Annotated in this window: 9 protein-coding genes; all 9 read left to right on the forward strand. The window is 58.9% G+C overall.

Annotated features, from left to right (window positions below):
* The coding region (locus tag ACMRQN_RS07670; RefSeq protein ID WP_418734489.1) for an ATP-binding protein at window positions 1-1,115 on the forward strand (1,115 nt) is incomplete at its 5' end.
* 284 nt (window positions 1,116-1,399) lie between these two features.
* Window positions 1,400-2,836 (forward strand): response regulator transcription factor, encoded by a 1,437-nt coding sequence (locus ACMRQN_RS07675; RefSeq protein ID WP_417041065.1) that lies wholly within the window; start codon window positions 1,400-1,402, stop codon window positions 2,834-2,836.
* Between the two features lie 403 nt (window positions 2,837-3,239).
* Window positions 3,240-5,540, forward strand: coding sequence for a molybdopterin-dependent oxidoreductase (locus ACMRQN_RS07680; RefSeq protein ID WP_418734490.1), 2,301 nt, complete (start codon window positions 3,240-3,242; stop codon window positions 5,538-5,540).
* Between the two features lie 12 nt (window positions 5,541-5,552).
* Window positions 5,553-5,885, forward strand: a complete 333-nt coding sequence (locus tag ACMRQN_RS07685) for an oxidoreductase (protein WP_276997777.1) — start codon at window positions 5,553-5,555, stop codon at window positions 5,883-5,885.
* A 130-nt stretch (window positions 5,886-6,015) separates the two neighbouring features.
* A complete protein-coding gene (locus ACMRQN_RS07690; protein WP_418734491.1) occupies window positions 6,016-6,483 on the forward strand; it encodes a hypothetical protein in 468 nt (155 codons plus the stop codon).
* A gap of 65 nt (window positions 6,484-6,548) precedes the next feature.
* Window positions 6,549-7,856: an MFS transporter gene (locus ACMRQN_RS07695; protein WP_158048691.1), complete on the forward strand. Its 1,308-nt coding sequence runs from the start codon at window positions 6,549-6,551 to the stop codon at window positions 7,854-7,856.
* A gap of 421 nt (window positions 7,857-8,277) precedes the next feature.
* On the forward strand, window positions 8,278-9,426 hold the full coding sequence (gene rpsA, locus ACMRQN_RS07700; RefSeq protein WP_417048587.1) for a 30S ribosomal protein S1: 1,149 nt from the start codon (window positions 8,278-8,280) through the stop codon (window positions 9,424-9,426).
* Between the two features lie 180 nt (window positions 9,427-9,606).
* The gene (gene coaE / locus ACMRQN_RS07705) at window positions 9,607-10,206 is read left to right on the forward strand and encodes a dephospho-CoA kinase (protein ID WP_417063240.1); all 600 of its coding nucleotides are present in this window, start codon (window positions 9,607-9,609) and stop codon (window positions 10,204-10,206) included.
* Window positions 10,207-10,339: 133 nt separating this feature from the next.
* Window positions 10,340-12,490 (forward strand): excinuclease ABC subunit UvrB, encoded by a 2,151-nt coding sequence (gene uvrB, locus ACMRQN_RS07710; protein ID WP_418734492.1) that lies wholly within the window; start codon window positions 10,340-10,342, stop codon window positions 12,488-12,490.
* Window positions 12,491-12,609 lie beyond the last annotated feature (119 nt).

Genomic DNA, 12,609 nt, shown 5'->3' on the forward strand with positions numbered 1-12,609 from the left:
AACGAGACAGGAGTCGTATGGAGTCTTCAATAAATCCATTTACCCCGAGTTTCGGAAAAGTGCCGCCCATTCTTGCGGGGCGCAAAATCCTGATTGGCGAATTCGAGCAGGCCTTCTCCCTTAATCCCAATGATCCCAATCTGTGTAGCTTGTTCTCAGGTCCCCGCGGTGTGGGAAAGACGGTTCTTATGTCGCACCTTGCGCGCAAGGCGGAGGCGAGCGGGTGGATTTCGGCTAATGTCACGGCGCGCCCCGGCATGCTCGAAGATATTCTCGAAAGAACGATGGATGCGGCGAACGAGTTCATTGAAAGACCTTCGTTTAAGCGACTGACCTCGGTGTCTATCTCATCGCTATTCAGCGCATCGTGGGAATACCGTAACTCTGATTCGGGCAATTGGCGTACGCGCATGAGCCGCATTCTCGATGTGCTTGCAGAGTACTCCATCGGCCTTCTCATCACTATCGATGAGATCGACCCCAATCTCGAGGAGCTCATCGACTTTTCGGCGACATTCCAGCATTTCGTACGCGAAGATCGCAAAGTGGCGCTTTTCATGGCGGGTCTGCCCGTCAATGTTTCGGCGCTTCTGTCGGACAAGTCCGTTTCTTTTCTGAGGCGTGCGGCGCAGCATCAGCTTGGTCGCATTGAAGACGCGGATATCACCGATGCATTCCGCGAAACAATCGAGGAGGCGGGGAAATCGATTGGCGATGACGCCCTTTCGCTTGCTGCGGAAGCGACGGGCGGGTTTGCCTATATGATGCAACTTGTCGGATTCCGTACGTGGATCGAAGCGGAGGATTCGTCGGTTATCGAGGTCACTCATGTGGAGCGCGGAGCGGAGCTCGCGCGTCGCGATTTCGTAAACGGCATCATAAAAAAGACGTTGCAGGACCTCTCCGATGGTGATATCGCATTTCTAGAGGCGATGCTTCCCGACAAAGGGCATCCGAGCTTGATGAACGATATTGCCGAGCGTATGGGTAAAACGCCCAATTATGCACGGGTGTACCGGACGCGGTTAGTCGAGCAGGGGCTCATTTCGGCGCCTCGCAGGGGCTTTGTCGAGTTCGAGATGCCGCTGTTGAGGGAATATTTGATGGAAAACTAGGGAAGCGCTGATTGATTAGGCTGCAGCCCTCACAAGGGGTTTCGTCACTGGTTTTCCTCGGAACCTGGGGGTGGTGCCGCGCTTCCTCCCTAGCGAAACGACGTCCCAAGCTGCATAATGGACAACGCGCGAAAAGGGGTTCGCGCGTTTGGGATGGAAAACAGGGGACGTGCGTGGAGAATAGAACAGAGGGAATCAGCTGGGCCTTGTCAAGTATCGGCAATAGGCTTCCGCAGCTTCGATACTTAAGCTATAGCTTTTACGGGGCATGGATTTTACTTTCCGTGACGGGGGTCGACCTGGTCTCGTTTTCGGGGGCGGACGACGCTGTGGCACGCTTCTTGCGCAACTATATGCTCTCTGGCATCCCCCTTACCGCATGTTTGTTTTTGGCGGGTGCGCTCGATTCGTTTTTCAACGAGCGCATTGCGCACGGCCCGTTGACGGTCGTCATGGCCATCATCGCTTCCGCGTCCACGTTCGTCGTCGCGGCAAGTCATGATGTTGGGAGTCTCGCTTGCGACATCGCCATGGTGGGAACGGGCCTTGGGACGGCATTCGTTTGTCTGCGCGTTGGCTTGGTGACAAGCCGTCTGAGCGGCACGGAGGCGTGCGTCACCATCAGCAGCGCAGCGCTCCTTTCCTTCCTCATTTATTTCGCGGTGAAAGGAGCTCCGGGAGATATTTCGGTTGTCCTCGTGTCGCTTTTGCCGTTCGCCTCGGTGTTCTGCTCGTTTTGCGTGCCCGACGAGGTGAGCGAGACCGATCCGCTCGAAGAGGCGATCAGCATCGATAAGCTGCCGCAAGGGTTTTTCGTGCGACTTGTTCTTGCCGTGTGCGCGTTCGCGCTGGCAGCGGGTGTGTCGAAGGGTATCGGTATGATCGTTGTCTCCGGCGCCTCGACGCCTGTCGAGTGCATCGTCTCGCTTGTCTGCATCGCGGGCTTCATCTTGGGGCTGTGCCTGCTGCTTCGCACGCGCAACTTCAACGTGAGCTCGCTCTATCTGCCGATCGGTTTGCTCATGGCGTTCGCGATGCTTGGCACGCCGATTCTAGGCTCCCCCGACATCGTGCAGAGCGCGATCACGGGCGTGCTGTACAACATCTTCGTGATCGTGGTGTGGTGCTTGCTTATCGACCTTGCAGGGCGAACGACGCTTACTCCTGCGCGCGTGTTCGGCTTCGGGCGCGGTGCGTCGGCTCTCGGTACGACGGTCGGCGTCGTGGTGGTGATGCTGAACCAGGGGCTTTTCTCGGGCGATTCCGTTTACTACGTGGCCTACCTTGCCGTTATGAGCGTGCTCCTTGTGCTCGTGTTCACTCTGGCGCTTTCCACGGGCACTATCGAGCGGGCATTCGACGTGATGCTTGCGAAGCAGGAGCGGCAGGCGGTCGAACGCTTAAGTCAGCGTGCGGCCGAAGGGCAGACCCCCAACGAGTCTACGGCAAAGACTGAAGAGGCCCATGCTTTCGAGGAGGCGCCCGGTGCGCTTTTCGATCGCGCATGCATGACGCTCGCTTCGGAGGCGAAGTTGACGGCGCGCGAGACGGAGGTGCTCGCTTTGCTCGCGCGCGGCAGAACGATCGGGTACGTTGCCGACGAGTTGGTCATCGCGCAGAACACGGCGAAAGGCTACGTGAAAAACGTGTACGCGAAGCTTGGCATTCATTCGCGCCAGGAGCTCATCGACGCGGTCGAGGAGCTTTATCTGCGGATGTAGTCGCGGCGGGCTTGATGACCTTCTGCGCAAGGGAGGTGCCCCCGCATGCAGGACATGCGCCTGCCCCCGCGGGCACTTCCGCTCCGCAGCTTTTGCATACTACGGCAACCTTGATAGAGAACATTCCGCACTTGTTGCAGTGCGTGCAGGTGTAACACGACATAGTCTCCCTCCTTTTCCCGCTATACAGCATACCCTACTTTCTTTCCCCAGGTGAGACCCGTAGGGGGGAGTCCGACCCCCCGCTATGGGGGGTTTGCGTCTCGCAGTGTGGGGAATGCCCGAAACGCCCCGCGACGGGTCTTTCTCCCCCCTGCTTCAGAAGCATAGAGTTCGGGTTGCTCGAAATGACGCGAGGGTCTGGCAAGGCCTTCGCGAAAACCGACGAAGGAGGGGGAGTGTAATGGGAGAAACTTGCGCTTCGTGCAAGCCATTCATCACCGAAGAAGACGGGGTATTGAAAGTCCGCACCTGTGCATGGTCGCCTCCGGGAGACCATCCGGTTGGATGCGGCATGTTCATCCATGTGAAGGACGGCAAGATTGTGAAGGTGGAAGGCGACCCGAGCCATCCGATCACGCAAGGCCGCCTTTGCCCGAGATGCATCGCGCTCGACGAGGTCGTCTACCACAAGGACCGTCTGCTGAGCCCCATGAAGCGTGCCCGCGAAGATCGCGGTAAGGATACGTGGGAGAAAATCTCTTGGGATGAGGCCTACGATTTGCTCGAGGAGAAGATTCGCGGCTTCCAGGAGAACTACGGTGCCGAGTGCATCTTCACGCTGACGGGCACGGGTCGCGAGTCGACGCTTTATGCCCCGGTGTACGGCCCGGCTATCATGAACACGCCGAACGGTGCATCGACCTATCCGTTCTCGGGCGAGGCGTGCTACGGCCCGCGCGCTACCATCGTGAACTACCTGCTGGGTGCAGGCGTGCCCGAAATCGACTCCGCGCAGTTCTTCCCCGATCGCTACGACGATCCGCGCTGGGTTTGCCCGAAGTACATCATGGTGTGGGGCAAGGACCCGCTCTACTCGAGCCCCGACGGATTCTTTGGCCACAGCATCATCGATATCATGAAGCGCGGTGCGAAGATTATCACCGTCGACCCGCGTCTGACCTGGCTCGGCGCGCACTCGGAATACCACCTGCAGCTGCGTCCCGGCACCGACGCTGCTGTCGGCATGGGCTTTTTGAACGTCATCATCTCCGAGGACCTCTACGACCACGATTTCGTCGAGAAATGGTGCTACGGCTTCGAGGAGCTCGCAGAGGCGGTGAAGCCTTGGACGCCTGAGAAGGTCGAGGAAGTTTCCTGGGTCAACCCCGAGCAGCTCGTGGGAGCCGCACGCGCCTTCGCGACGAATGCGCCTTCTACCGCGACCTGGGGCGTTGCGCTTGACCAGTCCAAGCAGTCCACGCAGGCGGCACAGTGCTTCATGGCGATTTGCGCCATTTGCGGCTACATCGACGTGCCCGGCGGCATCACCATCACGAAGCCTACGAGCTTCATCGGTCAGTGGCGCTATGACATGTCCGACACGCTCACCGAGGGCATGGCGGAGAAGCATATCGTCGACCCCACGGGCAAGTACCGCATGTTCAACACGGGCGCTGCCATGGGCGGCGTTCAGGGCGACACGCTTCTGAACTGGCTCGAGGGCATGTACAAGGATTATCCCGAGTATTACCCGCTGCGCATGTGCTGGCTTATCGGCTCGAACCCGCTCGCTTGCATGGCTGACCAGCCGCAGCGTTGGTACGCGGCGATGAAGGACCTTGATTTCATTGTGGCTCAGGATATCTTCATGACCCCGACCATCATGGGCCTGTGCGATTTGGTTTTGCCGCTTTCGACCTTCGCCGAGCACGATGGCCTGGTCACGCCGAACTACGGGCGCAACCAGCACTTCGTCGGCGCTATGAACACCGCGGTGGAGAACCCCAACACGAAAAGCGACCTCGAGATCTTAGTCGACATGGGCAAGCGCATGCGCCCCGAGATTTGGGGAGACTTCACCACGATTGATGACTTCTTCGACACCAAGCTGAAGGAGAACTACGGCTACGGCATCGAGGAACTGCGCGAGAAGTCCGTCATCCAAGCCGACTACAAGTACCGCAAGTACGAGACAGGCGATTTGCGCGACGACGGGCAGCCCGGTTTCCAGACGGTCACCGGCCGCGTGGAGCTGTACTCCTACGTGCTCGAGGCCTATGACGAAAAGCCGGTTCCCTATTTCGAGGAACCTGACTACAGCCCCGTGTCCCAACCGCCTGAGGTCGTGGAGAAGTATCCGCTCGTCTATACCACGGGCGGCCGCCATATCAGCGCTTTCCACTCCGAGCACCGACAGGTTCCCTCGCTGCGCGCGCTGCATCCCGATCCGCTTGTGACCATCAACCCGGCAACGGCCGAGAAGTACGGCATCCGCGAAGGCGATTGGGTGCGCGTCGACACTATGTTCGGCAAGTGCACGCAGAAGGCGCATCTCACCTACGAGGTCAACGAGAAGACCGTTCACGTGGAACACGCCTGGTGGTTCCCCGAGCAGGACGGCGAAGCTCCCAATCTCTTCGGTGTGTTCGACGCGAATGCCAACAACCTCATTCCGCATGAGAGCGTCGGCGTCACCGGATACGGTGCCCCGTACAAGAACGGCATCTGCTCCATCACGCGCGTCGACAGCATGAAAGACTAGGGGGTGTGCGACATGCAACATGCGATGATCATCGATTACAAGTACTGCACCGGATGCGAGTCCTGTGTTGTTTCCTGCGCGAAGGAAAAAGGCCTTGGCGCTGAAGAGTGGGGCATGAAGGTCGAGCAGATCGGCCCGAACAAGATCGGCGGTAAATGGGAATGGGACTATGTTCCCGTGCCGTCCCGGGCGTGCGACCTGTGCGCCGAGCGCCGAGAGGCGGGCAAGGTGCCGCTGTGCGAGTTGCACTGCCTGGCGAAATGCATCGAGATCGTTCCCGTTGAGGACGTCTCGAAGCGCTTGGCCGACCTCGGCGAGCACAAGGTGTGCTGCTTCATGCCGTAAGGCATCGTAAGGAAACTATCCATCCTTCACATGCGCGGTCCGTTTCTCTCGCTTAGACGGACCGCGCACTCCCCAAACAGCAAAACCCATCACCCTCATATGACGCGCCTTGCGACGTGAAGGAGGTTCTATGCCTCAGAAAAGACAAGGCTTCACCACCATGGTCGACCTTGCCGAGTTCGAGAAAACCACGTGGTCATTTCTCGTAAACATCAAGATGACCTGGCAGTACGACGGGATGGCATACCTGTTTCGCGAAGCGGGAATCCCACTTTACGGCATCGACCGCGGAACGACGAAGATGAACCACCCGATTGCAGCGATGGCAATCCCCATGAGCAAGGACAAGAACTACGGGGTTGACATATACGTTCCCGCCAATCGCAAGAAGAAGGCGGCTTCCCTTATCGAGGACGAGGAGAAGCTTGCCCGCGCGGCCGAGCTCGAAGCCGAGGTCGGAGGCGAGGCGTACGCGAGATTCAACGAAGAGGCGGCGGAGAAGAAATCGTCGTATCTCGAGATGAAGAAGGAAAGGAGGAGGGCAAGAAGGGGAGCTATTTTCACGAAACTGCGCTCGCTCGGCGGTAGCGCGTCATAAGGGGACGCTTTCGCCGGTCGATCGCAACGATCCGATTCGACTATCATTTCAGAAAGGAAGCGGCAATGCTTCAAACCATTGAAGATACCGCCCCGTCGAAAAAGGGGAACGGCCTCCATTATGCATTCATTATTTGCCTCGGAGGCTTTTTAACGCAGGCTATCGTCTTGAGCTGTCAGCGACTTCCCGCGGTCGCGCTCGAGCCGATTCGTCAGACGCTCGGTGTGAGCTACGCTGATGTCGGACTCATCACCTCGGTGTTCATGATCTTCTACGCGGGCTTGTCGATCGTGTGGGGCATGCTCGGCGACAAGATCGGCACCCGTTGGGCGATGACCATCGCTTGCGGGCTCGCCTCGATCGGCGCGCTGCTGTTCGGCTTCTTCGCTCAGTACGGGCTGCCGGTTGCGATTGGCACCTGGGCTATCGCGGGCGTCGGCACAGCCGGCTTGCTCATGGCCATCCTGCCGAAGATCGTCTCTCGCTGGTTCGCCCCGCATCGTCGCGGCTTCGGCATGAGCCTCATCACGCCGGGCGCGAACTTCTCGGCGATTATCTTGGGCATCATCGCTCCGCTCATCATCGGCGCGATGGGTTGGCAATGGACCTACGTGATTTTCGGCATCGTATTCGCCGTGATCACGGTCTTCGTGGCGGCATTCTTCCGCGAAGGGCCAGAGGAGAAGGGCCTTGCGCCCTACGGCGCCCCTGCAGGCACGCAGGCTGCTCCCGCGCCGAAGCTCGAGGATCAGAAGTCGGGCAAGGTTGGCGCAGGCGAGGCGCTCAAGCGCGTGCTCAAGATGCCGATTTCCTGGCACTTCGGCATCTTCTACATCGTTTACCAGGTTGGCTACATGGCGGCGACCCAGTACTACGTGGCGTCCATCCAGTCCGCAGGCTTCGATCTGGCATCCGCGTCGCTTGCCATTACCTGGGGCGGCATCCTGACCATCATCTGCGAGCTTATCCTGGGCACGCTCTCCGACCATGTCGAGCGCAAAAACGTCATCGCTGCGGTGGTCGCGCTCTCCGGCATCTTCGGCCTGGCCTACTTCTTCTACCTGACGAACACGCCTTCGCCCTCGCTTATGGTCTGCTGGATCTTCGTTGCGATCATCTCTGCGACGACGAGCGTCATCACGGTCATCATGACCACGGCAGGCGAGTACTACACCGACGACATCCGCGCCACAGGCACGGGCTTCATCGGCACGGTAAACGTCGTCGGCCGCTACCTCGGTCCGTGGCTTGCCGGCATGCTCATCGACGCAACGGGCGTTGTGGGCAATTCCTTCGGCATCGTCGGCGTGACGATGCTCGTAGCGGCGGTCATCGCATTCACCTTCCCGCGCCTTCGCAAGAAGGAGGCGTAAGAAAAAGCCTCGGGGCTCAAGCTCCTGCGCTGCCCGCCGTAGCGATTGGGCTTGAGAACGAGTCGGTTTCGACGCCAAGGCATGAGAGCCGGCAGCTGCACTAAGTGTGCGGTTGTCGGCTCTTTTTGTGCATTCGCGAGCCTTGAGATTTCGTTTCGTCGAGGCGTATCGGAGCGTGGTATACTAGCCAAGCTTATGGAAAAACCCATAGGCGGTAAGTAATGTTGGCCCCCGAGACATGTTTTTTGCGCGGCCGGCAGCCTTCGGGCGGGTCGGTTTCCACTACGTACGAACATGGTTTACACGTAAGCAATCAATCATGGCGAAGGGTCCCCGGAATTTGAAGGTTCGAAAGGGGTCCGTTTTGACCGAAATTAAGAACACTTCCGTCATCGACTTCACCGACATTTCCGACGAGGAAATGAACAAGATGATCGATGGCACGCTGACCGACTTCGACGAGGGCGATCTCGTCGACGGCACCGTGGTGAAGATTGAGCACGACGAGGTGCTCGTCGACATCGGATTTAAGAGCGAGGGCGTTATCCCCGTTCGCGAGCTCTCCATCCGCAAGGATGCCGATCCGTCAGAGATTGTCAGCCTTGGCGACAAGATCGAGGCTCTCGTTCTCCAGAAGGAAGACAAGGACGGTCGCCTGATCCTCTCCAAGAAGCGTGCCGAGTACGAGCGCGCCTGGATCAGCGTCGAAGAGAAGTTCAAGGCCGGCGAGACGGTCACTGGCGAGGTCATCGAAGTCGTCAAGGGCGGCCTCATCCTCGACATCGGCCTTCGCGGCTTTTTGCCCGCATCCCTCGTGGACCTTCGCCGCGTGAAGGATCTCGACATGTACCTGGGCACCGAGATCGAAGCCCGCGTCATCGAGATGGATCGCAACCGCAACAACGTCGTGCTTTCCCGCCGCGTGCTGCTTGAGGAAGGCCGCAAGAACGAGCGCGCCGAGATCCTGTCCAAGCTTTCCAAGGGCATGCGTCTCAAGGGCACCGTTTCCTCCATCGTCGACTTCGGCGCCTTCGTCGACCTCGGCGGTATCGACGGTCTGGTTCACATCTCCGAGCTCTCTTGGAACCATGTCAACCATCCGTCCGAGGTCGTCAAGGTTGGCGACGAGGTCGAGGTCGAGGTTCTCGACGTCGATCTGCAGCGCGAGCGCATCTCCCTCGGTCTCAAGCAGACCACGGAGGATCCCTGGGTCAAGCTCGTCGAGGAGTACCCGGTTGGCTCCATCGTCGACGGCAAGGTCACCAAGATCGTTCCGTTCGGCGCGTTCATCGAGCTCGGCAACGGCATCGAGGGCCTGGTGCACATCTCCGAGATGGCTATGCGCCACATCGACACCCCGGCGCAGGTCGTCAAGCCTGGCCAGGACGTCAAGGTGAAGGTCATGGAGATCAGCCCCGAGCGTCGTCGCATCTCCCTGTCCATGAAGGCTGCCGCTGAGGAGCTCGGCTACGAGATCGAAGTGGACGAGTCCGTCCAGGTCGAGGAGAAGCCGGCCAAGAAGCGCGAGAAGAAGGCTGAAAAGCCCGCCGAGGAGCAGGACGCTGAATAGCTCCAACTCGCATAGCGCGAATATGAAGGAACCCGTCATCTGGCGGGTTCCTTTTTTAATAAGGGGGCGGGTAATTTCGATGGCTATCTTGCCTATTGCGTCGTTTCGCCTTCGCCCCATGAGGCGCCAATACGTGTATTATGGTACGCAGAAGGTGTCATACGTTCGAGGAGGCAGGTCATGAAAAAGCTGTTCATCATCGGTGGTATGGGCGCTGGTAAGTCTACAGCCAGAAAAGCCCTCGTTGAGCAGGGGCTTCCTTATGTCGATTTAGATCATGTCGGGCATGAGGTGCTCGCTTGGGATACGGTGAAGGATGAGATTCGCGAAACCTTCGGGGACGAGGTCTTCGGCGAAGACGGGGCAATCGACCGCAAGAAGCTCGCGGCGAAGGCGTTCGCGTCGCCGGCGGAAACGCGCAAGCTTAACCGCATCACGCTTCCTCGCATCGAGGAGTTGTTCTCCGACCGCATCGATGAGTTCGAGCGCCAGGGGAACAAGGCCGTCGTGGTTGAGCAGTCGGTGTTCAAGAACCGCCAGGGTTCACTTGCCTATTGCGCCGATGTGGTGATTGCCATCATCGCTCCGCTCGAGCTGCGCGTTGAGCGAGCGGTGGCCTCGGGATTCTCTGAGGTTGACGTGCGTCGCCGCATTGCCCGGCAAATCACGGATGCCGACCGCATCGAGGCTGCAGACGTCGTCTTCAGCAACGATAGCACGCCCGAAGTGCTGTGCGATAAGATGCTGAACTGGTGGAAAGAGTACGAGAAGACCATTTAAGTTCGAACACTTGTTCTAGTAATGATTCTGTGATAGACTAGCCTTCCCGAAACAGGGGAAGGCTAGTTTTTATTTGGCGCCGGGTGCGGAGGGTTGGGAGTTTCCTCCACTCGGCGAAGGACGTGGTGCTCTGATGTCAACGCATCTTCAAAATATCGAAGGCCTGGAAATGGAAGGCAAGCTGCCGGAGGTTCGCTTGTCCAACACGCCGTTCCAGGTCGTCTCGCCGTACGAGCCAGCGGGCGACCAGCCCAAAGCAATCGCAGAGCTTGCCCACGGTATTGAAGAGGGCATGCGCTATCAAACGCTTCTAGGCGTCACGGGGTCGGGCAAGACGTTCACCATGGCGAAAACCATCGAAGCGGTTCAAAAGCCCACGCTTGTTTTAGCTCCCAATAAGACGCTTGCCGCGCAGCTTGCAAGCGAGCTCAAGGAATTCTTCCCGAACAACTCGGTGGTGTACTTCGTTTCCTATTACGATTACTACCAGCCCGAGGCATATGTTCCCTCCTCTGATACGTTCATCGAGAAGGACGCCTCAATCAACGAGGAGGTCGAAAAGCTGCGCCATGCGGCTACGTCGGCTCTGCTCTCGCGTCGCGATTGCATTGTGGTCGCCTCGGTGAGCTGCATCTACGGCATCGGCAGCCCGATGGATTACGCGGGGTTGGCCGTCTTCCTCGACAAGGAGAAGCCGGCCGAGCGCGATGACGTCATCCACGAGCTGATCGACATCCAATACGATCGCAACGATTACGAGCTCAAACGCGGCACCTTCCGCGTTCGCGGCGACTCGCTCGACGTGTTCCCGCCCTATGCCGACAACCCCATCCGCGTGGAGTTCTGGGGTGACGAGGTTGAGACGATCGCCGAGATCGACAACGTCACGGGCGAGGTTCTCAACGAATACGAGGCGCTTCCCATTTGGCCTGCTTCCCATTATGTTACCGCACGTCCGAAGCTTGATCGGGCGATCGGCACCATTCAAAATGAGCTGCGCGAGCGATTGCAGCAGTTCAAGGAGGAAGGCAAGCTGCTCGAAGCGCAGCGCTTGGAGATGCGCACGAATTACGATCTGGAAATGATCGAGACGATGGGCTTCTGCTCGGGAATCGAGAACTACTCGCGCCATCTTGACGGGCGCGCTCCGGGCGAGCCCCCGTATACGCTCATCGACTACTTCCCGAAAGACTTCCTGTGTATCATCGACGAGAGTCACGTTACGGTGCCGCAGATTCGCGGAATGCACGAAGGCGACCGCTCGCGTAAGATTACGCTTGCCGAACATGGTTTTCGCCTGCCGAGCTGCCTGGATAACCGACCGCTGCGATTCGACGAGTTCGAGGACCGCGTCCCGCAGTTCGTTTATGTGTCCGCGACGCCCGGCGACTACGAAGAGAAGGTGAGCCAGCAGACGGTCGAGCAGATTATTCGCCCGACCGGCTTGCTCGACCCTGAAATCATCGTGCGTTCAAGTGCGAGCCAGATCGACGACATCATCGACGAGGCGAAGGAGCGGGCCGAGCGTGACGAGCGTACGCTTATCACCACGCTCACCAAGAAGATGGCGGAGGATCTGACCGACCACCTCCTCGATCGCGGTCTGAAAGCGCGCTACATGCACTCCGACATCGCTACGCTCGAGCGCGTCGAGATTCTCAGTGCGCTCAGGCGCGGCGAGTTCGACACGCTCGTGGGAATCAATCTTTTGCGCGAGGGCCTCGACTTGCCCGAGGTGTCGCTTGTGTCCATCCTCGATGCCGATAAGGAAGGCTTCCTGCGCAACTACCGTTCGCTCATCCAGACAATCGGCCGCGCGGCACGAAACGCAAACGGCCAGGTCATCATGTATGCCGACAAGACGACGGATTCTATGGACAAAGCTATCGCCGAAACGAGGCGTCGCCGTGCCATTCAGATGGCCTACAACGAGGAGCACGGTATCACGCCGCAGACTATCCGCAAGAAGGTCAGCGACATCATGGGTTCGGTCGCGGAAATCTCGAACACGACGGCCGAGCAGGTGAACAAGGAGCTTGCCTCGCTGTCGAGGGAAGAGGTGCTCCGCGTCATCTCAAGCATGGAAGACGATATGGCAGCGGCGTCGCGCGAGATGGATTTCGAGCGGGCGGCGACTTTGCGCGATCAGGTGGTGCAGCTGAAGGCCCAGTTCGAAGGCTCAACTGAAGACGACGTGCTGAAGGAGCTGAAGCGAAGCGCTCGAAAGGGGAGCGCGTTCGGCAACCGCAAGAATGCAGCCTATGGTTCGAGCCGCAGGAGCTAGGCGCGCTGCGGGCTGCGAGGGGCGGCAGTTGGGCGATGCGCGCCTTGTCGAAGCGTTGCGGATGACCGCAGGCTCTCAAACGCGATATCGTGTTGACAGTGTGCTTCTGGTAACGACGG

Origin of the sequence: Ellagibacter sp. (assembly GCF_048412355.1) — a bacterium.
Classification (GTDB): domain Bacteria; phylum Actinomycetota; class Coriobacteriia; order Coriobacteriales; family Eggerthellaceae; genus Ellagibacter.

Excerpts from the sequence above, each read along its gene's own strand:
- coaE (WP_417063240.1), top strand. The coding sequence starts at position 9,607 with ATGAAAAAGCTGTTCATCATCGGTGGTATGGGCGCTGGTAAGTCTACA.
- rpsA (WP_417048587.1), top strand. The coding sequence starts at position 8,278 with ATGAACAAGATGATCGATGGCACGCTGACCGACTTCGACGAGGGCGAT.
- ACMRQN_RS07690 (WP_418734491.1), top strand. The coding sequence starts at position 6,016 with ATGCCTCAGAAAAGACAAGGCTTCACCACCATGGTCGACCTTGCCGAG.
- ACMRQN_RS07695 (WP_158048691.1), top strand. The coding sequence starts at position 6,549 with ATGCTTCAAACCATTGAAGATACCGCCCCGTCGAAAAAGGGGAACGGC.
- ACMRQN_RS07680 (WP_418734490.1), top strand. The coding sequence starts at position 3,240 with ATGGGAGAAACTTGCGCTTCGTGCAAGCCATTCATCACCGAAGAAGAC.
- uvrB (WP_418734492.1), top strand. The coding sequence starts at position 10,340 with ATGTCAACGCATCTTCAAAATATCGAAGGCCTGGAAATGGAAGGCAAG.
- ACMRQN_RS07685 (WP_276997777.1), top strand. The coding sequence starts at position 5,553 with ATGCAACATGCGATGATCATCGATTACAAGTACTGCACCGGATGCGAG.